The sequence below is a fragment of the Dissulfuribacter thermophilus genome (genome assembly GCF_001687335.1).
GTDB classification, from domain to species: domain Bacteria; phylum Desulfobacterota; class Dissulfuribacteria; order Dissulfuribacterales; family Dissulfuribacteraceae; genus Dissulfuribacter; species Dissulfuribacter thermophilus.
The window spans coordinates 384,158-407,407 of record NZ_MAGO01000001.1; the positions used below are offsets into that span (position 1 = coordinate 384,158).

The 23,250-nt window shown below is 42.8% G+C and carries 19 protein-coding genes, 2 tRNA genes and 1 other RNA gene; 10 read left to right on the forward strand and 12 right to left on the reverse strand.

From position 1 onward, the window contains the following. Window positions 1–10 precede the first annotated feature (10 nt). Genes DBT_RS01695 through nadC form a run of 3 tightly spaced genes read left to right on the forward strand, consistent with a single transcriptional unit; the run spans window position 11 to window position 2,767 of the window. On the forward strand, window positions 11–1,114 hold the full coding sequence (locus DBT_RS01695) for an inositol-3-phosphate synthase (RefSeq protein ID WP_067615780.1): 1,104 nt from the start codon (window positions 11–13) through the stop codon (window positions 1,112–1,114). Further along, a complete protein-coding gene (locus DBT_RS01700) occupies window positions 1,059–1,901 on the forward strand; it encodes a M48 family metallopeptidase (protein ID WP_067615782.1) in 843 nt (280 codons plus the stop codon). Before DBT_RS01695 ends, DBT_RS01700 begins: the two co-directional genes overlap by 56 nt. An 8-nt stretch (window positions 1,902–1,909) precedes the next feature. Further along, on the forward strand, window positions 1,910–2,767 hold the full coding sequence (gene nadC / locus DBT_RS01705; protein WP_279614735.1) for a carboxylating nicotinate-nucleotide diphosphorylase: 858 nt from the start codon (window positions 1,910–1,912) through the stop codon (window positions 2,765–2,767). 85 nt (window positions 2,768–2,852) lie between these two features. Here nadC and cobS read toward each other — a convergent pair whose 3' ends face one another. The 4 genes from cobS to DBT_RS01725 form a co-directional block, all read right to left on the reverse strand. Beyond that, window positions 2,853–3,623 (reverse strand): adenosylcobinamide-GDP ribazoletransferase, encoded by a 771-nt coding sequence (cobS, locus tag DBT_RS01710; RefSeq protein ID WP_083186548.1) that lies wholly within the window; start codon window positions 3,621–3,623, stop codon window positions 2,853–2,855. Window positions 3,624–3,628: 5 nt separating this feature from the next. Continuing rightward, window positions 3,629–4,270 carry a hypothetical protein gene (locus DBT_RS01715; RefSeq protein ID WP_067615784.1) on the reverse strand — a complete coding sequence of 214 codons (642 nt, stop codon included), beginning with the start codon at window positions 4,268–4,270 and terminating at the stop codon, window positions 3,629–3,631. 285 nt (window positions 4,271–4,555) lie between these two features. Continuing rightward, entirely contained in the window at window positions 4,556–6,811 is a 2,256-nt protein-coding gene (locus tag DBT_RS01720) for an acetyl-CoA carboxylase carboxyl transferase subunit alpha/beta (protein ID WP_067615786.1), read from the reverse strand. Between the two features lie 24 nt (window positions 6,812–6,835). After that, window positions 6,836–8,245, reverse strand: coding sequence for a biotin carboxylase N-terminal domain-containing protein (locus DBT_RS01725; protein ID WP_067615788.1), 1,410 nt, complete (start codon window positions 8,243–8,245; stop codon window positions 6,836–6,838). 182 nt (window positions 8,246–8,427) lie between these two features. Here DBT_RS01725 and DBT_RS01730 point away from each other — a divergent pair, with 182 nt between their 5' ends. From DBT_RS01730 to DBT_RS01740, 3 genes are all read left to right on the forward strand, one after another. Continuing rightward, the gene (locus DBT_RS01730) at window positions 8,428–8,916 is read left to right on the forward strand and encodes a universal stress protein (RefSeq protein WP_161939885.1); all 489 of its coding nucleotides are present in this window, start codon (window positions 8,428–8,430) and stop codon (window positions 8,914–8,916) included. Window positions 8,917–9,137: 221 nt separating this feature from the next. Next, entirely contained in the window at window positions 9,138–11,837 is a 2,700-nt protein-coding gene (locus tag DBT_RS01735; RefSeq protein ID WP_083186550.1) for a CBS domain-containing protein, read from the forward strand. Window positions 11,838–11,953: 116 nt separating this feature from the next. After that, window positions 11,954–13,996: a right-handed parallel beta-helix repeat-containing protein gene (locus tag DBT_RS01740; RefSeq protein WP_067615792.1), complete on the forward strand. Its 2,043-nt coding sequence runs from the start codon at window positions 11,954–11,956 to the stop codon at window positions 13,994–13,996. A gap of 66 nt (window positions 13,997–14,062) precedes the next feature. On the opposite strand, the gene recR is transcribed toward DBT_RS01740, so the two are convergent. The 5 genes from recR to DBT_RS01760 all read right to left on the reverse strand — a co-directional run bounded on the left by recR (window position 14,063) and on the right by DBT_RS01760 (window position 17,262). After that, window positions 14,063–14,683: a recombination mediator RecR gene (gene recR / locus DBT_RS01745; protein ID WP_067615794.1), complete on the reverse strand. Its 621-nt coding sequence runs from the start codon at window positions 14,681–14,683 to the stop codon at window positions 14,063–14,065. An 8-nt stretch (window positions 14,684–14,691) separates the two neighbouring features. Continuing rightward, complete coding sequence (locus DBT_RS01750) at window positions 14,692–15,006, reverse strand: YbaB/EbfC family nucleoid-associated protein (protein ID WP_067615796.1); 315 nt, start codon at window positions 15,004–15,006, stop codon at window positions 14,692–14,694. Between the two features lie 339 nt (window positions 15,007–15,345). Continuing rightward, window positions 15,346–17,031, reverse strand: a complete 1,686-nt coding sequence (dnaX, locus tag DBT_RS11680) for a DNA polymerase III subunit gamma/tau (protein ID WP_083186559.1) — start codon at window positions 17,029–17,031, stop codon at window positions 15,346–15,348. Between the two features lie 17 nt (window positions 17,032–17,048). Continuing rightward, window positions 17,049–17,147, reverse strand: an RNA gene (gene ffs / locus DBT_RS01755) — signal recognition particle sRNA small type. 22 nt (window positions 17,148–17,169) lie between these two features. Beyond that, window positions 17,170–17,262: transfer RNA gene (locus DBT_RS01760), tRNA-Ser, on the reverse strand. Window positions 17,263–17,441: 179 nt separating this feature from the next. On the opposite strand from DBT_RS01760, the gene DBT_RS01765 reads away from it, so the two are divergent. The 4 genes from DBT_RS01765 to DBT_RS01780 are packed head-to-tail and all read left to right on the forward strand — an operon-like array spanning window position 17,442 to window position 21,914. After that, a complete protein-coding gene (locus tag DBT_RS01765; RefSeq protein ID WP_161939886.1) occupies window positions 17,442–19,337 on the forward strand; it encodes a TonB-dependent receptor plug domain-containing protein in 1,896 nt (631 codons plus the stop codon). Window positions 19,338–19,350: 13 nt separating this feature from the next. Beyond that, window positions 19,351–20,136 carry an ABC transporter substrate binding protein gene (locus tag DBT_RS01770; RefSeq protein ID WP_141674185.1) on the forward strand — a complete coding sequence of 262 codons (786 nt, stop codon included), beginning with the start codon at window positions 19,351–19,353 and terminating at the stop codon, window positions 20,134–20,136. Continuing rightward, on the forward strand, window positions 20,126–21,550 hold the full coding sequence (locus DBT_RS01775) for a sensor histidine kinase (protein WP_067615802.1): 1,425 nt from the start codon (window positions 20,126–20,128) through the stop codon (window positions 21,548–21,550). Before DBT_RS01770 ends, DBT_RS01775 begins: the two co-directional genes overlap by 11 nt. 4 nt (window positions 21,551–21,554) lie before the next feature. Next, complete coding sequence (locus tag DBT_RS01780) at window positions 21,555–21,914, forward strand: response regulator (RefSeq protein WP_067615804.1); 360 nt, start codon at window positions 21,555–21,557, stop codon at window positions 21,912–21,914. Window positions 21,915–21,969: 55 nt separating this feature from the next. On the opposite strand, the gene DBT_RS01785 is transcribed toward DBT_RS01780, so the two are convergent. The 3 genes from DBT_RS01785 to radC all read right to left on the reverse strand — a co-directional run bounded on the left by DBT_RS01785 (window position 21,970) and on the right by radC (window position 23,249). Next, window positions 21,970–22,063 (reverse strand) — tRNA-Ser (locus tag DBT_RS01785). Next, window positions 22,040–22,525, reverse strand: coding sequence for a tRNA adenosine(34) deaminase TadA (tadA, locus tag DBT_RS01790; RefSeq protein WP_083186551.1), 486 nt, complete (start codon window positions 22,523–22,525; stop codon window positions 22,040–22,042). The genes DBT_RS01785 and tadA overlap by 24 nt, the downstream gene beginning before the upstream one ends. Beyond that, window positions 22,512–23,249, reverse strand: coding sequence for a RadC family protein (radC, locus tag DBT_RS01795; RefSeq protein ID WP_067615908.1), 738 nt, complete (start codon window positions 23,247–23,249; stop codon window positions 22,512–22,514). Before radC ends, tadA begins: the two co-directional genes overlap by 14 nt. Between the last annotated feature and the right edge of the window lies 1 nt (window position 23,250).

The window sequence follows — 23,250 nt, forward strand, 5'->3', positions numbered from 1 at the left end:
TTTATAAGAGATGACCAAGATCAGAATTGCAGTGGTAGGTGTTGGTAACTGCTTTTCATCACTCTGGCAGGGGATCAATTATTATCGCACCAAGTCTCCAGAAGACGCCATTGGTCTAATGCACTGGAATTTAGGGGGCTATCTGCCAGGAGATATAGAAGTTGTGGCTGCCTTCGACATTGATGCCAGGAAGGTAGGTAAGGACGTCAGCGAGGCAATCTTTGCCCCTCCCAATTGTACTAAGACCATTAAAAAGGATGTACCTCTTACTGGGGTAAAGGTGGAAATGGGAAAGATCCTTGATGGAGTTTCCCCTCATATGAAAGATTACCCTGAAAATCAGACGTTTAAGGTTGCAGATGCACCTGAAAAAGATAAAGAAGAGATTGTGAGAATTTTAAAGGAAAGTGGTACTGAAGTATTGTTAAATTATCTGCCAGTTGGTTCTGAGGAGGCAGTTAGATTCTATGCTGAATGCGCCCTTGAAGCAGGAGTTGGCTACATCAATAATATGCCAGTATTTATTGCAAGCGATCCAGCATGGGCTTCCAGGTTTGAGGAAAAAGGGATTCCAATAATAGGAGACGACATAAAGAGCCAGGTAGGAGCCACTATTGTACACAGAGTACTTGCAAATCTCTTTAAAAAGCGCGGTGTAAAGCTAGAGCGTACCTACCAAATAAATACTGGTGGAAATACTGATTTTTTGAATATGCTAAACAGGACCAGGCTATCATCTAAAAAGAAGTCCAAGACTGAGGCAGTGCAGGCGGTATTAGGCCAGCCTCTTTCATCAGAGGACATCCACATTGGTCCTAGTGATTATGTCCCATGGCAAAAGGACAACAAGATTGCCTTTATCCGTTTGGAGGGAAAACTCTTTGGGGATGTACCCATGAATATTGAGTTGAGGCTCTCTGTAGAAGACTCTCCAAATTCAGCAGGTGTTGCCATAGACTCCATTAGGTGTTGTAAGCTTGCTCTGGATAGAGGGATAGGAGGTCCATTGCTTTCGCCATCCGCATATTTTATGAAGCATCCTCCAGAACAATACTCTGATGATGAGGCCTTTAAAAGGACTGAGGAATTCATTTCAGGCAAAAGAGAGCGTTGACAAGATGGCCCTGTTAAGGGCCATTTTTTGTGTCCTTTTTTTAGGGGCTTTCCTAGTTTCATGTGCAAAAGCCCCCATAACTGGAAGGACTCAGCTTATATTGATAAGTCCTGAAGCGGAAAAGGGTCTTGGACTAAAAACCGCGCAGGAGATCCTTGGAAAAGAGCCTATTGAACACGATCCAGCCTTAAACGCCATGTTGATTAGAGTGGGCTCAAGGATTGCCAAGGCCGCAGGCCGACCAGATTTTGAATGGGAATTTCACCTTATAAAAAGAGATGATGTTGTAAATGCCTTTTGTCTGCCAGGAGGAAAGGTATTTGTCTACACGGGTGTGCTCAAATATACAAAAGATGAGTGTGGTCTCGCTACTGTCATAGGTCATGAGGTGGCCCATGCCTTGGCAAGACATGGTGCTGAGCGAATGAGTCTAGCCCTCCTGTCTCAAGTAGGTGAAACGGCCTTGGAGGCAACTCTTTCAAGCCAGGGGCCCCAGACTGTCCAGACATTCAGGATGCTTTATGGTTTAGTAAGTAATGTGGGAGTGATTTTACCATACAGTCGCAAACAGGAGTTTGAGGCTGACTACATCGGCCTTATGTTGATGGCACAAGCAGGATATAATCCAATGTGTGCCCTCTCTTTTTGGGAGCGAATGAAGAAGGCCCAATCTGGAAGGCCAATTATCTACTTTTTGGCAACCCATCCAACAGATGAAGCTAGGATTGAAAGACTCAGGATGGTCCTTCCAAGGGCGATGGAACGTTACAATAGTGCTTTAAAATAGGAGTGTTTGTGATCTTAAATAAATTTTTGATTGAGAAGGCAATAAAAGAAGCGCTAATTGAGGATCTTTCCCCTGGAGATTTGACTACAGACGCCACAATCCCAGAGCCATGGGAAAGGAATGCATATATTTTGGCAAAGGAGGATTTCATACTCGCTGGCTCATTGTGTTTTAAGACGACGTTTGAGCTCTTGGATCCGAGTTTGTCAATAAAATTTAATGCCTTTGATGGTGACTGGATCAAAAAAGGCACGAGGTTAGCGGACCTTAAAGGAAATGTGGCCTCAATTTTAAAAGGAGAGCGGGTAGCTCTAAATTTTCTTCAAAGGCTGTCTGGAATAGCCACTCTCACAAGGCAATTCGTCGATAAAGTTGCAGGATTAAATGTCAGAATATGTGATACAAGAAAGACTACTCCAGGTCTTAGGATACTCGAAAAGTATGCAGTGAGAGTAGGAGGAGGATTTAATCATAGATTTTCCCTGTCAGATGGAATCCTCATCAAAGACAATCATATTGCTGCATGTGGGGGTGTAAGGTCAGCAGTTGAGAGGGCAAGGCTACACAGCCCCCATTCCTATAAGATCGAAGTTGAGGTCTCCACCAAAGAAGATCTCTTAGAGGCTATAGAGGCTGGTGCAGATGCTGTGCTTCTCGATAATATGACTATTGATGAGCTGAAGAGCGCAGTAGAGTTGGCCAGACAGAAGGCACCTGATTTGCTACTTGAGGCCTCAGGTGGAGTAAACCTAGAGAATGTGAGGGCCATAGCAGAGACAGGGGTTGATATTATTTCAGTTGGTGCACTCACGCACTCTGCGAGAAGTGTTGATATCTCCTTAAAAGTAACCACTAATATAGGATAGGGCATTACGAATGGGGTAAGTCCCCTGGACTGTAGAGCTTAGCAGGTTGCTTGAGATTGGGGTTGGAGTGGTGAAATGTCTAATCCTAGAGGTATCTGCTGGCCCCAAATAGTAAAATAAAGGTTTCTACAATCTCCAGGTGTGCTCCGAGACAATCCCCTGTGACGCCGCCAAGCTTTTTCCTGAACCAAGAGGCTGCAAACCAGCCCAATATACAGGCAATAAAAAAGGCAAGGGCCCCCTTTATTCCACCAAGTAAGCCTCCTGCCAATAATGAAACAGGTAGGGCAATTATCAAGGCCTTTTTGGCGTAAAAACCAACAAAATAGGTGCCAAGGCCGCCTGTTTTTCGCGCATAATTGGAAAATGCTGCTAACATGACCAAACTAAATCGGGAAAGTACAGGGGCAAGGATTATCCATTCCAGGCGTTGAAGCCTGGTGGTTTCACAAAGGGCCACGGTCTTTAACAAGATGACAACTACTAGGGTAAGCGCCCCAAGGGCCCCTGTAGAGCTATCTTTCATAATAGACAGCGCCTCATTGGGTGGTCTTGAGCTCAAGATGCCATCAGCTGTGTCCGCAAGACCATCTAGGTGAAGGCCTCTTGTCATGAATGCTAAAAAACAGCAATCGAGCACTCCTCTTACTAGCGGAGGCCACAATTCGCTCATAGCCCAGTCAAACATTGCGCATAGAAAGCCCAGTAGGAGTCCTACCAAAGGGAAATAGGCCAGCGATGTGGAAAGGTCTGTGGGATTGGTCTCAAGCCTAGGAGCAGGCCTCAAAATAGTGAGGAATTGTATTGCTACGATGAATGCCTTAAAATTTTTGTAAGCTCTAATGCGTTCAGGCACTTATTTCATTCATCCCATTCTGTTTGGATCCTTTGGATGATCTTTTGTACTACTTCTAGGTCTTCTGGGCTGGCGATTCCAAACAAGGGCTCTCCCTGTTCTACAATGTCACCTGATTTAAAGTAGAATCTAAATATTATCCCCTTAGGGCCTTCATACTTTATGAAGGTGTCTCTTTTCATGAGACTCATGATGAGGAATTCGTCCCCAGGCCTTAAGGTAATTTCTTTTTTTTGTTCTCGGATGGATTCAAGTTCAGGGACGAGATAGTAGCGGGCGGTCTCCGGGGCCTCAAAGATGTATAACACCTTTTTGAGTATCTTGTTTATTATCTCATCCTTGCTCAGTTTATGTCTTATTGTGAGTACATGAACTCTAGCCTCACAAAAACAGCCCTCTAGGTCGTAGTTAACATAGGAAACCTCGCCATCGCGTTCTGCCTGCACACTTTTTACATTCCTCTCCCTTTCAAGGGTAAAGAGAGTGGTGCCAGGTCGTTCATTCCATTGTCCTGAAGGCCCCTTTACTTTAAGGCCTTCCTTGACCTTAAAAGAGATGATGCCTGTGTGCGGCGTTTCTACTTTAAATTCTTCATATGGATTGGATCTATATTCTCTTAAAAGATCATTAAGATTGACATCAATCATTATACGCAATCCTCAGCACTTAGTTCTACCTAAATCCTGCAATTGGCGAGTTTGCCCAAGATACGAGGAGCGAGGGGCGAAGACGTACTTAGGTACTTCGAGCCCCGAGCGACAAAGTAGATTAGGCAAAATCGCCAATCCCGAAGGGCGGCAAAAGGGGGCAAAAAACACAAAATATGGATTCACCCAAAAAGTGAATTTAGTGAAGAGCCGGATGTAAGCTAATATTCTATAAAATCGTAAATAAATCATTTTTGCCCCCTTTTGCCGTGCAGGATTTAGGTTCTATCTGTAATATAGTTTAGGTCCTCCCATACTAAGAAGCGCCTCAAACAGATTTTTTCTAAACATGCGCCTGTCCCAGATTCCCTGAATATGTCCTCTTTTAAGGGCGTTTTTGGCATTGTGATAGTCTGGAGGCACATCTTGCCCCGTGGTTTCCCGAATTACCCTTGGGCCTGCAAAGCCTATCCTGGAAGATCTTATGGCAAATTGATATGGGGAACAACCGAGAAAACTGGCCACAGGTCCTGCATAGGAATTGTTGTCATAAACTACGATATAGAGTCCTCCAGAATCAATGTATTCCCTGACCGCCATAGTGCACTTTGGCATCTGCACGACCCCAAGAGTGCCTTCATGAATTCTTATTCCACCAGTTGTATGGACGTAACAAAGAAATGGTCTTCTAGTTACTTTGGCTTTGTCGCATGCTCTAACAAACTTTTCTCCTTCAGCAGTACCCACAGTTCCATTTCTAAAGCTTCCTATGAGCATTGCTACAACTACCTTAATACCAAAGATCTCTGCATCAAAGGTAACCATGGCAGTGCGTCTTTTGGTCTTTTTGACATCACGTTTGAGTCTGCTCTCAAAACCTTTAAATCCTAGGGGATTGGCTGAAATGATGTGTTGATTGAATTCCTTTACACTGCCCTTATCAAAGAGATTGTTAAGATACCACTGATATTCAAGTGGGAAATGATGCCCACAGGTTGGACATACACCTGCAAACTCTCCGTACAGGTCCGGCACCCAGAGGTCTAAACAACCGTATTTATGGGCATTGGGACAGCTAACAGTCTTGTCTTCATTTGAAAGAGGGCTAACGTAAGTTTCCCACTCTTGGCAAAAAATGGAGCTGTGGATTGTCTGGTCTGCTCTTTTAAACCTTGTGGGTTTTTTAGGCTCTGCAAAGACGAATTCATATGCTGAACGGACCGGTTCAGTGAAGGTTTTGAGCATTGCAGATCCTTCACTGGACATGTCTTCAAGGATTTGCTGTACACTCTTCTTATGATGTTTTAAAAGCCCATATCTCAATTCATAGTAGCCCTTTGAGATTGCATCTTTGGCCTTGGAGACTGCAGGAATCAAGGGCTTGCGTTCCTTAAAGTAGCCCAGACCCATCTGCCTGTATTTTTTGCTTCTCAGTGCAAGTAATCTTTCTTTCTCGATCCCAATCAGATTCCATTTTATGACAACATCAAATTCATCAGGAATGTCTTTCCCCTCTTCCTTTTGACGATTTAATGCATATGCCCTAAAGGCACGGAAGCTCTTGGTCTTGAGTACTACCTCATCTGTCGCCCTAATCATCTCATAACGGAGTCGTCTGAAAAAAGCATAATCGTCACGTCTGGCCCCAAGTGGAGGTTCCTGTACTATTCTATCTATGGTACCGAGTTTTAGATTGTCTTCTGCAGTAATCTTGAGCTGTTCAGCACAGTGCTGAACAAGTTCTCTTGGAAGGGATTCCCCTTCTCTAATTTTGCCTTCTATGGCAGCGGCTCCTTCTGGGGATATTACGGAGTAGTAGCCGTGAGATGCCATTAGTCTCATGTCTGCAAGACCGACTGCTTCTGCCCCTCCTGAGCCGCCTTCAGATATAAAACTGACCATTGGCACCTTTAGCTTTGCCATTACATAAAGGTTTCTTGCTATTTGCTGAGCCGCTCCTGGAAAATCTTCTATAGGAAATGCCCCTGGTGTGAAAATGTAGAAGTGTATTGGTATACCTTCGGTCTCTGCCACCTTCATGTAGCGCAGAGCCTTTTCATTCCCCCACGGTTTGGCACTTCCACCATTTCTAAATTCTTCACCTTTTCCCTTTTCATGGCCAATAACCATGACCTGGTGAGAATAGATCTTGTTTTTAACTCTCCTCGATATAACGGCCCTGGCCACTACAATAGCTGGATCCACGCTACATTCACCCTCTCCACCTAGTTCTGTGTACGAGTCATACACGTTTTCCAAGATGTCCATGAGGGTGAATCGGTGAATACTCCTCACGATATTTACCCGTTCCATAGGGGTTATGTGTTCTGCGGCCCTATCTTCTAGAAATTTGAGCCGTTCTTCGAGACGTTCCAATTCTCTCAACAGGTCATTTTCGGGAATATCGTAAAAGGAGTCCTTTAGCTCAAGAAGACTACGTTGGATCTCATCAAGCCCTCTCCATGTGGGATCTTGCTTGATGTCTCCAAGATAGGATACTCGTTCTAACAACTGGGATAGAATCTTTCCTGTATCAGCCATACTTTTGAAAAAGGCCTCTCTAAATTATTCAAATCTGAGACTAGCGTCTAACCTTTCTCTCAAATAGGAAAGGTTCGTAATAATTGGTTCACCTTTGGGGCCAACTCCTTCAATTTGGGTGTTGTCTATAAATTCTTTTGCCCTTTGTATTGCCTCGTTTGTGTTTTGTCCCCAAATAATCACTAGGGCAAGATTAGGATCATACTCAGTTGGGATCTTGTAAGGTCGAGATGTTGGGACATGGGTGTGAACCTCCGCCCAATCATAGGATGGAAATTTTAAGGTAGTTATTGTACCACACCACGGTGCAAACCCTCTTTTTGTGTCTTCCGCAACGATTCTGAGCTCGATACTCGTTCCCTCAAATGAGATGTGATTTTGATTATATCCAATTTTCTCTCCAAGGGCACAGCGAATCTGCTCCTTTATGAGATTGGGCTGGCCAATCTTTTTCACCCTGGAAATCCTGGCACTAATACCATTTTCCACCTGGATTCTCGTATTGACTTCTAGTAAATAGGGTTTTCCATCTCTGGTAACTATCCATTCCCACGTACCGACATTGTCGTATTTGACGTGTTTGGCAAGCCTCAGGGAATACTCAACAATTTCATTTAAAACCTTTTTGGCATCGAATGGATAACTAATGGTATCGGGATCAAAGCCAGGAGCAATCTCAATTCGTTTTTGTCTCCCTGTACTCTGTATAGTGCAGTTTCTAGTGCCAAAATGTACGTATTCGCCGTGCTTGGAGCATAAGATCTGGACCTCTAGATGGTGATAATCCCTCAGAGCCTGTTCGATCAACACCCCTTCATCACCGAACTGGCGCCTGGCATAGTTCTGTATTCTCCTATAAGCCTGTCTAAAGGCATCTAGTTCTCTTACTTCCTCTATTCCCATTCCGCCGCCGCCTGCACTTGCCTTGACCAGTACAGAGGGGTGTTGAATGCCCTGTTCTTTTTGAAGGAAGAATAGTTCCTCTGCCAGTGCCTCTGCCTCGATTTCATTATATATTGGAGCGTAAGAACCGGGTATAACGGGAATTTTTAAGGTCTTGGCCACTCGCTTTGTGTTGATTTTACTCCCTAGATCTCTTATGACCTCCCATCTGGGGCCAATAAATGTAATCGGTCTATTTCTGAGGGTTGCACGCCGTGCAAAACGAAAGTTTTCGGAAAAAAAGCCATAACCTGGATGAATGGCCGTGCATTTTGCCTGATCGCAAACTGAGAAAATCTCGTTGGGATCTTTGTAACTGGCAATCCTATATGCCTTGTCTGGGGATTTTCTTATTACCTTTTGTACATGCTCTGAATCCTGGTCTTCTTTTGTATACACAACAACGGTGTCGATGCCGAGCTCTTCGCACGCCTGCATTATCCTAATGGCAATCTCGCCTCTATTTGCTATTAATATTCGATGTCGAGCCATAACTAATCCTTTGACCCCTACAATATAAACTAAAAATAGGCTTTTTCACCCCCTAAGGTTTTACTTTTTGTAACAAAATTGAAGAGTGACAGCTATCAAGGCGTTATTGCTGTCCAACTAATATCCTCTTTTCATGATTTTTTTAAAGACCAGGGCTAGTAAAAATGTCCTGAATGTATAAAATGAAAATAAAAAATATTCAAAGGAGGGGGGAAATGATAGATATCAAAAAAGTTTTATTTCCAGTAGATTTCACGGAAGGTTCTAAGAAAATCATCCCTTTTGTTAAATTTTTTACTGAAAAGTGTGGTGCTGAACTCTATCTCGTTCATGTTATTAGGGGGCCTGAGGAGTTTAGCGGATTTGAGATGGGAGCTGCATGGTTTTCATCATTTGAACAAGAACTTTTAAAAGGGGCTCAAAAGGCTATGGATAGACTCCTTTACGAAGAATTTGGAAACGGTGCCGACATTCATTCTGAGGTGCTCATGGGAGATGCGGTGGATGAAATAGTAAATTATGCAAATAAAAATGAGATAGACATAATCGTAATGGGTACCCATGGTCGAAAAGGGCTTGAGAAGGTCATGTTTGGAAGTGTTGCGGAAGGAGTAGTAAAGTCAGCTTCTTGTCCTGTGTTAACAGTGAATCCACATAAGGTGAAGCTATAGCAGGAAGCTTTTTAGCTCGAGCACTGGGGTATGAGGACTAGCTAAATTTTGCATGGAAGATGCGCGAAGATTTGTTATGTGAGGAGTGGCTGTAAAGTGAATTTATACAGTTATGCTGCCGAGATGCAATATATTGGAATTAAGCTAAAAAAGACCTTGTTTACATTTGTTCTGCAGAATTTAGGCGATAAATCTTTTGAAGACTTGGAGTTCTGAAGTCCGTGGGTAGTAGAAGAGGACAATCTGTCCAGTCCTCAGCCCTTAATCCTAATAGCCTTCAAAAGCCGAGAACCATCATAACAACCCACCTAAATGCGGACTTTGATGCCGTTGCATCGGCCTTGGCCGCTAAAAGGCTTCATCCAAATGCCGTGATTTGCCTCCCTGGTAGCCAAGAAAAAGATATCCGTGACTTTCTTGAAGCCCATCCAAAGATTCGGGACGAGTTTACGCCACTTCGATCAGTGGATATATCCCATTGTAGAGAACTCATTGTTGTAGATACCTGTCAGAGGGAGAGGATAGGAAAATTTGCAGAGCTCTTGGAAAGAGAGGGGGTAAAAGTAATTTTATATGACCACCATCCCGCGGAATCTGATGATATAAAGGCTCACCAAAAGTTTTATAAAGAGGTGGGGGCAAATTCCTCCATCATGGTCGGCCTATTGCGTGAGAAGGGTATTGGAATTAGCCCTGAAGAGGCCACACTTTTTGCCCTTGGTATCTACGAAGATACTGGTTCCTTTCAATTTTCATCTACTACGCCCGAAGATTTGAGTGAGGCTGCCTGGCTTTTAAGGACTGGGGCGGATTTAAAGGAGATATACCGCCTCATGGCTAGGCGGTTTACACCAAAACATATAACTCTTCTAAATGACCTAATGAATACGGCTCAAAAAATGGTCATTCGAGGTATCCCTATCTGTATTGCCAAGACCTCCCATCCAGAATATGTAGAGGATTTTTCAATAGTAGTCCATGAACTCATGGACATGGAGAGGATGCCAGTCCTTTTTGTCTTGGCCCTTTTGGATGATCAGGTGATTGTGATAGGGAGAAGCCGTGAAAGTCAGGTTAATTGCGGGGAGATCTTGAAGGAACTCGGAGGGGGTGGGCATGGAGCAGCGGCCTCTGCCACATTAAAGAATATCACTCTTACTGAAGCAGAAGAAAAATTGGTACAAGAGCTATATAAGGTGTTAGGGGCAGAACCCAGGGTATCTGACATTATGTCCACTCCAGTGCTCCATGTTCCTCCCAATGCTTCCATAGGAGAGGCCCACGATGCACTCACAAGGTATGGGATCACTGTACTGGCAGTACTAGACGGAGACAGATGTGTGGGCTTAATTAGTAGAAGGACTGTGGAAAAGGCTATTTATCATGGGCTAAAGGACCTACCAGTTAGTGAATATATGACCACTGAATTTAAGGTTGTAAGCCCCAATGATCCATTTAGTAAAGTTCAAGACATCATAATCCACGACAGACAAAGGTTTGTTCCTGTGGTCGAGGACGAAAGATGTGTTGGGGTCATTACCCGTACTGATCTCCTACAGATACTCACAGAAGATAAGCTTCGAAAGACTGAACCGCTTTTTGAGGGTAAAGAGAAATATCGATACGTAAATTCACTCCTTAGAGAACGGCTCCCCCTATGGCTTTATGACCGCTTTAAGGAATTTGGTACCATTGGAGATGAACTGGGAATGGGGGTTTATGTAGTAGGTGGGTTTGTCAGAGATCTCCTGCTGCGCGAAGACAATTTTGACGTAGACATCGTCGTAGAAGGCGATGGGGTCAAATTCGCTCAAATCCTTAAAGAGCGTTATGGGGCAAAGATTAGTCCCCACGAAAAATTTAAGACAGCACAGGTAGTATTTAAAGACGGTTTTAGACTGGACGTAGCTACAGCACGCCTTGAGTATTATGAATATCCTGCTGCTATGCCTACGGTTTCCATTTCATCTCTAAAATTAGATTTATACCGGCGCGATTTTACTATAAATACCCTTGCAATAAAGCTGAATTCAAAGGAATTTGGGTTGCTTATTGACTTTTTTGGAGGACAAAGAGATTTAAAGGATAAATGCATAAGAGTGCTTCACAGCCTAAGCTTTGTTGAAGACCCTACGCGAGTCTTCAGAGCCGTCCGGTTTGAACAGCGTTTTGGATTTCAGATAGGAAAACATACACTTAGACTTATCAAGAACGCCAGGAGACTGAATATATTTGACAAACTCACTGGCAAACGCCTTTTTACAGAACTAAAACTCATCTTAGATGATAGAGACCCAGAAGCTGCACTACTTCGATTAAAGGATTTAGACCTCTTAGAGGTAATACACAAGGATCTAAAACTTACTGAAGTTGTCCTAGACAGAATTAGGGCGGCAAAGGGTGTACTTTCCTGGTATGAGCTTTTGTTTAAACCTCAAAAGCCAAGACAATGGCTGCTATTTCTGTTAAATCTTGTGTCAGAATTCAGCTCTCGTTCTATAAAGGGACTGTGCCAACGTCTTGACCTTACAGGTAAGAATGAAGTGCTCTTTACGAAATTACGAGAAGAGGCCATTAAGGTGGCATCCATTTTGGACCGGGAGAGCGATGTCCGGCCGAGCAAAGTGTATAGGCTTTTACGTCCCCTACCTCTGGAACATCAGCTGTTTTGTATGTGTCTTGGGAAGACGCATGTCCCCAAAAAGGAAATAAGTAGATTTATAACGGAATATCAAGATATAAGGCCACATCTCAAAGGAAACGACTTAAAGAGCCTCGGGATACCACCTGGCCCCATCTACAGTGAAATACTCGAAAAGTTGAGAGATGCCCGTCTGGATGGAGAAGTTGAGACAAGAGATGATGAAATAGATTTTGTCCAAAGGCGATGGAAATTTTCTGGCGATCCCCAAAGATTGTAATTTTAAGGGATAGATTTAGTTTTGACTTAATTAATGTCGTATATTGTCGAGTCAAAAAAGTCTAAGAAAAGCGTATTCCATCATACAATAATAAACGTATTGGGGGAGGAACGCTTATGTCTAAAGATATTTTATTAATTCTTTTAGAATTTTTTTTGATTTTTTATTTCATAGGTGAAAGCTCTGCAACCAATTATTATGTGCGAAAAGATGGAGGTAGTGCTGAACAATGTACTGGTATGGTTGATGCAGCGTACCCAGGTTTTGGTGAAAAACAACCGTGTGCTTGGTCTCATCCATTTTGGGCATTGGATACGCAAAGTGGCAAACCAGTATGGCGTATTCACGAGGGAGATTCATTGATTATTCATGAGGGTAGTTACCCCATAGGCTATTCAGCCCCAAATACAGAGAATTGGTGTGATGAGTACGTGGCTTATGATTGTGTGCTTCCTCCTTTACCTTCAGGTTTGGACCCAAATCACCCTACAAAAATTGTAGGCGCAGGCTGGGAAAATGGATGCAATAATCCACCTGAATTGTGGGGGACAGGTAGGGTGTGGCAGGTAATAGATTTAACTAATACTTCCAATGCCGTTATAGGATGCTTGGAGATTACGGATCATGCAAGCTGTGCCTATGCACATCCTGTTGTGCCGTGTGAATATGATGCTCCTCCGTATGGTGATTGGGGCTATGCTGGAATATACGCAGAAAATTCCTCCAACGTCACACTGAAGGATTTAAATATTCATGGGTTAGGCTCTGATGGTATTAAAGCTGGCGGCATATCCAATTGGTATATTGAAAATGTGAGAATTGCAGGAAATGGCTTTACAGGCTGGAATGGAGATCTGGATGTAGGTCTTGATTCTAATGAAGGTATCCTGCACTTTAAAAAGCTTACTGTAGAGTGGAATGGTTGTGTGGAGAGCTATCCCTCAAAAACACCAACTCATTGTTGGGCTCAAAGTCGAGGGGGATACGGTGATGGTTTCGGAGTGCCTCGTACAGGAGGGCATTGGATCTTTGAAGACAGCATTTTTAGATTTAACACCTCAGATGGTCTAGACCTTCTGTATGCAGGAGTAGGTATAGATAGCACACTAATAGAATTACACAGGGTCCAAGCCTACGGCAATGCAGGAAATCAGATAAAGACTGGTGGTCAAACCCATATTATCAATTCTATCATTGTGGGAAGCTGTAATTATTTTACTGGTAAAGCCTTTTCCCAGGAGATGGGAGGCTTGTCTAGTGGGGATGCATGTAGAGCTGGAGGTGCAGCCATATCTATAGAGGCCAATCCTGGAGATAGGAGTTTTATTATTAATTCTACAGTAGCAAGTCAAGGGTGGGCATTGGTAGAGGCCTATTGCCATACGCACGATTTCCCTGACGAGAGCCTGCCATGCGAGGGCACAGAGAAGCTCTATATGCTAAACAATATTTTTATTGCCTATCCCAACGTAACTGCAATAGGCTGGGAAGATTGGACAGATTTGGTAGGCGATGGTGACCCAGATAAACTTACAAGTTCTGATTCGATTGATTTTAACCTCATTTATAGGGCTCAAATCCATGAAAATATGAAGATTGGTACACACAATATCATGGCAAATCCATTAATTGTAAATGATGATATATATACTTTTGATGCACATCTTCAAGACAAGAGCCCAGCAATTGATGCTGGTTTGGGAGTAGGGAGTATAAGTGATCTTGTGCCAGCAAATGACATTGAATTTAAGCCAAGACCCAGTGGAGAGGGAGTGGATCTCGGGGCTCATGAGTATGGAGGCGAAGGGAATTTGATCTATCCAGAACCTAAAATCAAAGTTTTGAATACTGGTGACATTACCAGCGCCTATATTTCTTTAAATCCATGGAGTTTTTTGGGGCAGAGAGCTGATTTATTTATAGTAGCAAATACTCCTTTTGGTTTATATAGTTACATTTATCCCAACGGCCCCTGGGTTCCGGGATTAGTTACTGCATATACTGGGGATATTTCTCAAATATCGGAAACTAGAATACTTAATCATAGCATTCCAGCCGGTCATTATATTTTTTATTTCGGCATAGATCTTTCGCCTAATAGAGGTTTGGATATTGATAATCTCTTTTATACATCTTTTTCTATAGAAAATGTTCCGTAGAAATAGTGTATCGTAAATAATTTTTTCTACTAGAGTGTTCTTATTTGGCGGGCATGACAGTTTAGGTTACAAGAGGTTTCTTGCACTAATTGCCTGTTTGAGTGTCATAGGGTCTGCGTACTTTATGTCCATTCCTATAGGGATGCCGCAGGCGATTCGAGATACTTTTACTCCTTTATTGGTCAAAAGATCAGAGAGATATGATGCGGTGGCCTCTCCCTGGGCAGTGCTGCTAGTGGCAATAATTATCTCTTTGATGGGAGTCCCTTGTTTTTTGCCATTATCGATCCTTATTAGTAATTCATTGATCTTTAGCTCTTGTGGACCAATGCCATCCATGGGAGACAGGGCTCCATGTAGTACATGGTATAGTCCATTAAAAACCCCTGCCTTTTCAATAGCAACGATATCACCTGGGTCCTCTATGATGCAAATTAGGGAATGATCTCGCTTGTGGTCACTACAAATGGAACAGGGGTCATCCTCAGAAAAGGTAAAGCACATGGAACAGAGTTTAATGCGTTCATGCAGTTCTATAATAGATTGGCCAAGCTCCTTGGCCCTGTTTTGAGGCCACCTAAGAATCGTGAGAGCGAGGCGAGTCGCAGTCTTCTCTCCAATGCCTGGTAACATGGAGAGATTTTCAACCAGTCGTTGAAGGGCTGGGGGAAGGGCTTTTGAGGCCATACGCAAAATTAAAACATTCCAGGAATCTTTAGTCCGCCAGTGAGTTTTGCCATCTCTTGTTCAGTCATTTCTTTAGCCCTCTTCAAGGCCTCATTGACTGCTGCTACAATGAGGTCTTGAAGCATATCTACGTCTTCTGGGTCAACAACTTCTTTTTCTATGAAAATGGCCTGGATTTCTGGTTTGCCGTTGGCCACGGCTCTCACCATGCCACCACCAGAAGAGGCCTCTACAGTACGAGATTCGAGCTCTTCCTGTAATTTGGCCATCTTGTTTTGAAGTATTTGGGCCTGACGCATCATTTCTTTAATGTTTGGATTCATAGTATGCTCTCCATTGATTTTATTATTCCCTTATTCATGCAAATGCCGAGTTTACCGAAGATGCAAAAGAGATGGGGGCGACGGTACTCTCTCGGTACGTTGAGCCCACCGTAACGCACCAAATTCGGTAAAATCGGCAATCGCCGATGGGTGACGAATGCGAAAAGATTTTAACATGTTGGAAATCTCTTAAAAAGGCCATTGTTGCTACTGAATTAAAATATTGTAAGCTATTAATATAAAAAGAAAAAATATTTTTCGCATTCGCTGTATGGGATTCAGGTATTTTTTAAACTTGCGTAGAATAGTACTTCAATCTCCTATCTGTCAAGAATTGAGCTATTCAAAAAGTTTTATGTCTTCTACTTTAGCTCCAAATGTCTTTATGGCTTCTTTGACAAGAGGGTGGGCCTTTAAGGCCTCTCTGGCAGATAGCCTTTGTGAGACGGCATTTTTAGCGACTTTTTTTTTGTCCTTTGCCTTTGAGGCACTGGAACCATTGAGCTCAAGAGCAATTTTTTGACCAAAATACGATGTTGAATGTTGTTCTAACTCTTTCTTACATTTGGGATCCTTAAGGCGATTCTCCTGAAAGCTGGAGTTGCAAAAGATTCGTAAAATTCCATTATCGATTTCAAGTGCCTTTACTCTATCAAGGATACTCCAAAGAGGAGGGGAGACATTTTGAAGATATTCCATAAAGCCCTGAACATCTTTTTCTCTAGCTGGAGCATGGTCCACATTTGGGCGAGTAGATGGGGTAACCTTTTTTAGAGGAGTATCTGATGGGGCCTGCGAAGGTGTAGTCTTTGTGGGAACAGTCGACCTGGATGAATTGGTAGCTCCAGGAATAGCTGTGCCAAGGGCCATGGGGGGTGTTTGAGTATATTGGCCTGATTTCAAGACCCCCTCTAATTTGTCAATGACTGTATCGATTTTGACGATTTCTTTTAAGCGAGACATCCTAATGACTATAGTCTCTAACAAGATGCGAGGAGTACTGGAACGTTTTATGGCCTCAAGCGCGTTTGAGAGCATGTGTATTAGCTCAGATATTATTGCTGTATCAATCAACTGTTCATCTACGCCCTGAAGTTCATAGAGGGGATTAGAATATAGAGATTCGCCATCTACTCCCAACTCCTTAAATAACAAAAGGTCCCTCAAGAAGTACAACATGTCATGAGTGAGACGTTGGAGATCTCCTCCGAATCTATGGACTCTGTCTATGGTTAGGATGGCGTCTTTGGGATCTCCATTTAAGATGGCTACAACAATATTCTTTATTACGTCACCAGGAATAAGGCCTAGTGCCTCTGAGATTTGGTCCTTGGTCTTTGCGCCAAAGGCAACCACCTGGTCAAGAAGACTGAGGCTATCCCTCAGACTCCCCTGAGCCGCTTTTGCTACAAGGTCTATGGCCTGTGGCTCAAGACCCAGATTTTCTGCCTGGCAAATCCGTGTAAGGTGTTCACCAATCTCTTTGGGGGTAAGGAGTCTAAATTCATAGTGCTGGCATCTTGAGCGGATAGTGTCTGGTAGCTTTGATGCCTCAGTTGTGGCAAACATGAAATATACGTGGCTAGGAGGTTCCTCAAGGGTCTTTAGCAGGGCATTGAAGGCCTCTCGAGTGAGCATGTGTACTTCATCAATAATGTAAACCTTATATCGGCAGCGTACTGGCTGAAAGAGTATTGTTTCCCTAAGACGCCTGATTTCATCTATGCCCCTATTGGAAGCACCATCTATCTCTACTACGTCAACTGAAGCCCCTTGGGTGATCTCCTTACATATGCCACATTTATTGCACGGTTCTTTCGAAGGTCCATTTTCGCAGTTAATGGCCTTAGAGACTATGCGGGCAATAGAAGTCTTACCAACCCCCCTTGCGCCACTAAAGATGAGCGCATGGGCAAGGCGCCCCTGCTGAATGGCATTTTGCAGGGTGCGAGTAACATGACTTTGGCCGATAACTTCGCCAAAGGTCTGAGGACGCCATTTTCTGGCTAAAACAAGGTATGACATATTGGTTATTAAAAGATGATAGCCAGGCACCCCTGCGGCACACGAATGGCCCTACTACCGTTGCTTCCTTCCGGACCTGGCGGGGTTCGCAGGGTTTCGTTGCGCAGGACCCGGCTATCAAACCAGTATTTACTTATTTGGCGGAGAGGGTGGGATTCGAACCCACGGTACGCCTTGTGGGCGTACACACGATTTCCAGTCGTGCCCCTTCGGCCTCTCGGGCACCTCTCCGGATCATATGTGCATAATACCTATAACCTCTTGACCGCGAATTGGCAACCAAAACCTAAACCCAAATATGATGAACAAGGATGTTTTTTTGTGGCCTAGCTCAAAAAGACTTTAAAATCAGAGCTTGACGGTCAATAAGGCTTCAGCTAAAGAATCCATTGCACATGATGGGAATATCCGTGACGTTAGTTCGTTTTGTCTTTGTGGTACTGTTTAATTTGTTGGTGGGGGCGGGTTCAATCGTCAATGCCTCCTCTATATATGGCAGTATCCCCAAGGCCACCACATCAACATCTGTTACATCTTTTTCCATTCAAAAGGTACGTCCCGGAACTGTAATTATCACCTCTAGAGAGATTGAGGCACTTGGCGTTGAAAATTTAGTCGATCTTTTGAGGATAATCGGCGGAGCCAATGTGTATCGGGAAAATCCTTCTACAGTCAAAATTTCTTTTCCTGGCATACCAAACAGACTAGAGTTGACCCCTAAAATTCTTATCGACGGCATGGAGGTCACAGAGCTTTTTCTGGAGAGAACTCATTTTTACAATCTGCCTGTAGACGTCCAAGATATAGATAGAATCGAGCTTATTAAGGACGTTTTCTCAATTGAAAACGGTTATTTTTATGCCCAAGGTATAATCAATATTATCACTAAGCATCCGGAAAAATTGTCAAAAAACTTTATCAGCGCTTTGGTGGGTAGTCATCAGCTTCGAAAGGGCAGTTTTTCTACTGGAGGACATATAAAAGATGGGCTCTATGTCAAGATGTTTGGTGGTTACAGGGTCATTGATGAACTCCATAAAGATCGTCAAAATAATAGAAAGCAATTTGTAACCTTTGAGTCAGAGAAGTACCTTGCAAGTGGTAAACTCTTTTTAAAGGGCTCTATTGAGAAGGCAAAGGTCAATTTTGTTCAAGAATATGGTGAGAGACTTTCGTTAAAGGATTTGGAGTGGGAAATCCCGCTGAGGTATGAGGTCAGTGTAGACGACCTCCTCTTTAAATATTTTTTAATAAACTACAAATATCCCCTATTTGATTGTTCCCTGTATTATCAAGGACATTCTGGAAATTTTGTGCACAAGACAGCTGCTCTCACTACTGGTGAGTTCTCATCTAATCTCTTTAAATTTACTCTGAGAAAGAGATTTTTCGTAGGGAAACACAATATCCTTTCAGGCTCTGAATTCAGACACTCCCATGCATGGTTCAAATCTCAAGGTAGTTATGAAAGAGATGAGTTAATTTTGTTTTTAGAGGACGAAATTTTACTTAATGAAAATTTGATGCTCAAATTAGCCATGGGGCATAGGAGCACAACTTACGAGGATACGCAGTTGCCGTATATGGCCTATTTGACATACACGCTCAAAGAAAGAGGAATTAAGCTTCAGGCAGGGACAACAAAGACCTACAATGTTGTGCCACTGATCTACAAATATTTCACTATTGAAACTGAAGGCTACCTTCCATATGTCGCCATGATACCAAGCAAAGAGCTAGGTCCTGTGAAGATTTACAGTCATAGTCTCTCTTTTGAAAAGAGTTGGCAGAGATTTTCCTTAAGCGTAAATCTGTCATACAATAAACTATTTGATATCCTTGGTGCAAAAAGCGTGGCATTTGGCTTTTTCCCAAAACCTTTTTACAAGTTTACATTGGAAAACAAGTACGATGTCACTACTAACGTTATCAGTACAAATTTAAACTACAGGTTGAGAAATTCGGATTTCTTCTTAACCCATGTTTATCAAAATAAAATAGACGGCCACACCTTTGATAAAAGAGATCTTGAACTCCCTCACCATACCATTTTGGCAGGGGTTATGTTCAATGGCAAGCTATACAAGGGTAGTCTTACCCTTGAATATATTTCAGGCCTTGATTCGCTTACCACCAAGATCAGAGACGAATTTTTTGTAAATGCTAGCCTGAGTAGATCCCTGTTTAATGATAAGATGAAGTTTTCCATAACTGTAAATAATCTTTTCAATAAATCCTCTGGGACGCCATTTAGGGAAAGTAATTTTGGACGAGAAGCTTTTTTTTCCATTAAATACAATTTCTAGAAAAGTAGCGTCCTTGAGACTCTACTTTTTGTGGTTAGTAGCACTCGTAAATGTGCCTACTATGTTTTTATGCCAGGCCCTTGCCAATGGCACAATTCAGCTTTCTGAACCCACACACGAAGAGTGTCTCGTATTCCTCCAAGGCCTAAAGGTCTCTATGAAAGACTTCCGTTTTGTGGCCCCTGGTAAAGCAGGTATTGATGTCGCCAGCCCAACAATTGTCTGGGGGGCAAAGAGAAATTCAATAGAGGGCTTGAAGGGCAAATCACTTATTGTGTTGTTTACTGAAGCGTCGCTTCACAACCTGGAGAAGATCCCGAAGAGCAGCATCGTCTTTGTGATGGATATAAAATTTAGGGACAAGATCGGACTTGTAAGACGGCTCTTTCCAAGACCAGCCAGGATTGGGGTGCTTACAAGCGATAAGGAAATTTTTAAAGAGAGTAAGAATTATTCGGCAGTATTGGCTCAGTATGTTGTAGGGCCAGGCGAAGTACCACTGAGTTTTAGGGCGCTAATTGACAGGATAGATGTCTTTCTAGCAATTCCGGATCAGGTTGTCTTCAATTATTATTCTACGCTCTTTCTTTTGAGGGAGTGTGCGTTAAGTGGAATTCCGGTTATTGGCTTCAGCGAAGATATGTTTGAATATGGAGCGTTGGCCTCGTATAGAATTGATTTTTATAGGGAAGGTATGCGTATGGGGAGAATTTTTAAAAATTTTCTTTTAAATAGATGCCATGGTGGAGTGGTCTTTTTTCCCAAGAACTACAGGATAATCAAAAGAGATGACCATTAAACAGAAAATAGTCGCCATAGCAGCCTGTCTGTATTTGATTGGCAGTTTTTCTGTCATAGGTGTGGTGTTTGGCCTTTATGAAAAAGGCTTTATAGAGTCCAGGAAGGATCTTGGTCATCAACTCATAAAAAGTCTGGAAAAGGATCTTAAATTCGCCATTGTTTTGGCCAATAAGGACATGTTGGAGAAGTTATTGGCACCAATAAAGCGTCTGGCCTTTGTCGATTTCATCAGAGTTAAGGTGGATGGAAAGGACTATTTTTTAATGCCCAAGCATCTGGTTGACTCTGAGGTGACGGTAACAGAGACCATTCCCCTACAGGGCAAGAGAAAACAGAGCATATATTTCAACCATGACGGTCTAGTTGACAATGTTCAGATTGAACTGGGATTAAATCTAAATGAACTCAATACCATTAAAGCTAATTTTATTAGGCTCTCATTGATTAATTTTTTTATCGTTTTGATATTGTTAGTATTTGCCTTTAACTGGATTATCAGCAGGTTTTTGAGGCCACTTGATGATTTGAAGGATGCAATGCATCGGCTGTCTGCCGATGGAAAATATGGTCTCCTCGAGCTAAAAGGGCCAGATGAACTCATTCCGATAACTGACACCTTTAATGGACTTGTCCGGGCCATTAAGGAGCGTGATTCCGCCTTGAAAAAGAAGATAGAGGAATTAAAGGAAAAGATTGCCGAAATATCGTGTCTTAGATCTATGCTGGTTACTCGTGAAAAGCTTGCAGGACTTGGAACAGTTGCGGCAGGCATTGCCCATGAAATCAATAATCCACTTGCAGCCATAAGGGGGTACGTTGAACTTTTGTTGATAAGAGGAGACCTCAGCCAGGAGCAGACTGAGACCTTTGAAAAGGTGATACGCTATGTGGATAGGGCAGCTGATATTGTTAAACAGCTCAGTGTTTATTCAAGACGAAATAAAAGCAATGCAATGGAGTTGCATCTCATTGCTAAGATCATCGATGATGCCATCATAATGGCAAAACACGGCAAGATTTTAAAATTTGTCAATATTACAGGTGATTATATCGGTAAAGAATTTGTAATAAAGTGCAACTATAATGATATCATACAGGTATTTTTGAATCTCATCAAAAATGCCGTAGATGCCATGGATGGCCATGGCAATATTAATATCGATGTCTCTAAGGAGAATGGACAAATTGTAGTCTTGTTTTCAGATAGTGGCCCTGGCATTCCAGATGAGATGCGAGAAAAGGTATTTGATCCTTTCTTTACCACAAAACGAGATTCTGGCACTGGACTTGGTCTTTATATTTGTTATAGAATCATGACTGACCATGGAGGTATTATTGAGCCCTTAAAATGTTCAAAAGGAGCCTGTTTTAAGTTGACATTTCCCATATCTGATTCTTGTATAATGCACTGAGATTATGGAAAAAGGGAAGATTCTCGTAATTGAAGATGAAGATGGGATAAGAGAAGTTGTAAGTGAGGCATTACACCTTTATGGCCATGATGTCGCTGTTTGTCCTTCGGGAAGTGCTGCTCTCAAGAGGCTTCGGGAAGAAAGATTTGACCTTGTCATCACAGATCTTGTTTTGCCAGAGTGCGATGGTTTTGAGATCTTAAAGTACATTAATGAGCAGGGCATAAATACACCAGTTATTGTATTGTCAGGATATCTTGCAGGAGATGCAAAGGAAAAGGCCTTATCCCTTGGGGCAACTCAATATCTTCAAAAACCAGTATCTGTGAAAGAGCTCATTGACATAGTGCGGAGTTTCGTATAGCAGCCCCAAAACTCTTTTCAAATCTATTTCATGTAGTTGGTCTTGGAAATAAAAATGGCGGAGAGGGTGGGATTCGAACCCACGGTGCGCCTTTTGAGCGCACAGGCGATTTCGAGTCGCCCCCGTTATGGCCGCTTCGGTACCTCTCCGCGCCCAGTCCGTCTCATTTTGAAGAAGTTTTGGATGAGTTCCCTAGCCTCATCTTCCAGGACACCCCGGGTAATTGAGAGACGGTGATTTAATCTTTTGTCATCTACCAGATTGTAAAGAGACCCGCAAGCACCAGACTTGGGGTCACTTGCTCCAAATACTAATCTTTTCACCCTGGCGTGCAAGAGGGCACCTGCACACATGGGACACGGTTCTATAGTAACATACATTGTGGTCCCTGGAAGGCGATAGTTTGAGACCCTTTGGGCTCCATCTCTTAAAGCAAGGATCTCTGCATGAGCAGTCGGATCATTTTGATGGATTGGGCTGTTTTTGCCCATTCCCAGTATTTCTCCGTCTTCTCCTACGAGTACTGCTCCAATTGGCACCTCTTCAGAGGAGAAGGCCTCTTTTGCAAGGTCAAGGGCAATTTTCATGTAGTATTTGTCATCTCTTTTCATGGAAAAGTGTCACGACCTCCAATCGCAAGCGTTCCATGATACCATTTTCTTCAAAACTAAAATAGTCTCCTGGTCCACCTATTATGATGTGATCTAAAACTCTTATATCTAGTGCCATCGCTCCAAGCATTACCTTTTTTGTTGTTTGGAGGTCTGATGTTGAAGGCTCGATTCTACCAGATGGATGATTGTGTACAAGTATTATGCTCTTCGCTTTTTTATCAAGGGCAGTCTTTACAACCTCTCTAGGGTACACTGCTGTTCGATCAAGGGTCCCGGAAAAGAGTTCTAAGACCTCGATGATTCTATTGCTTGTATCTAAGTATAGGCCAATAAAAAACTCACGATCTTTGAAAGACAGGCTATGCCATAGATACTCAACTACATCCCTTGCGCATTGTACGTAAGATCTTTCAAGTATTCTTTGGCGTAAAAAACGTCTAGCAACCTCATGAACGAACTTGAGGGCCATGGCATTCTTGGGACCTACTCCCTTTACCTCCTGGAGTTCTTCAATAGAAGCCTCCAGGACCCCTGAGAGGGAGCCGAAACGCTTTAACAGTGCCCTCGCCCGTTCTTTACAATCTTGTCTTGGAGTTCCAAAGGTGAGGAGAAGCTCAATGATATCTGAATCTGTAAAGGACGCTATTCCATGCCTAAGAAACCTTTCTCTTAGTCTATCCCTATGCCCTTCTACCCTCTTTAGCCAATCTTTTTTGTTCATA

Excerpts from the sequence above, each read along its gene's own strand:
- DBT_RS01695 (WP_067615780.1), top strand. The coding sequence starts at position 11 with ATGACCAAGATCAGAATTGCAGTGGTAGGTGTTGGTAACTGCTTTTCA.
- DBT_RS01700 (WP_067615782.1), top strand. The coding sequence starts at position 1,059 with ATGATGAGGCCTTTAAAAGGACTGAGGAATTCATTTCAGGCAAAAGAG.
- DBT_RS01715 (WP_067615784.1), bottom strand. The coding sequence starts at position 4,270 with ATGATTGATGTCAATCTTAATGATCTTTTAAGAGAATATAGATCCAAT.
- DBT_RS01720 (WP_067615786.1), bottom strand. The coding sequence starts at position 6,811 with ATGGCTGATACAGGAAAGATTCTATCCCAGTTGTTAGAACGAGTATCC.
- DBT_RS01725 (WP_067615788.1), bottom strand. The coding sequence starts at position 8,245 with ATGGCTCGACATCGAATATTAATAGCAAATAGAGGCGAGATTGCCATT.
- DBT_RS01730 (WP_161939885.1), top strand. The coding sequence starts at position 8,428 with ATGAAAATAAAAAATATTCAAAGGAGGGGGGAAATGATAGATATCAAA.
- DBT_RS01740 (WP_067615792.1), top strand. The coding sequence starts at position 11,954 with ATGTCTAAAGATATTTTATTAATTCTTTTAGAATTTTTTTTGATTTTT.
- recR (WP_067615794.1), bottom strand. The coding sequence starts at position 14,683 with ATGGCCTCAAAAGCCCTTCCCCCAGCCCTTCAACGACTGGTTGAAAAT.
- DBT_RS01750 (WP_067615796.1), bottom strand. The coding sequence starts at position 15,006 with ATGAATCCAAACATTAAAGAAATGATGCGTCAGGCCCAAATACTTCAA.
- dnaX (WP_083186559.1), bottom strand. The coding sequence starts at position 17,031 with ATGTCATACCTTGTTTTAGCCAGAAAATGGCGTCCTCAGACCTTTGGC.
- DBT_RS01775 (WP_067615802.1), top strand. The coding sequence starts at position 20,126 with ATGACCATTAAACAGAAAATAGTCGCCATAGCAGCCTGTCTGTATTTG.
- DBT_RS01780 (WP_067615804.1), top strand. The coding sequence starts at position 21,555 with ATGGAAAAAGGGAAGATTCTCGTAATTGAAGATGAAGATGGGATAAGA.
- tadA (WP_083186551.1), bottom strand. The coding sequence starts at position 22,525 with ATGAAAAGAGATGACAAATACTACATGAAAATTGCCCTTGACCTTGCA.
- radC (WP_067615908.1), bottom strand. The coding sequence starts at position 23,249 with ATGAACAAAAAAGATTGGCTAAAGAGGGTAGAAGGGCATAGGGATAGA.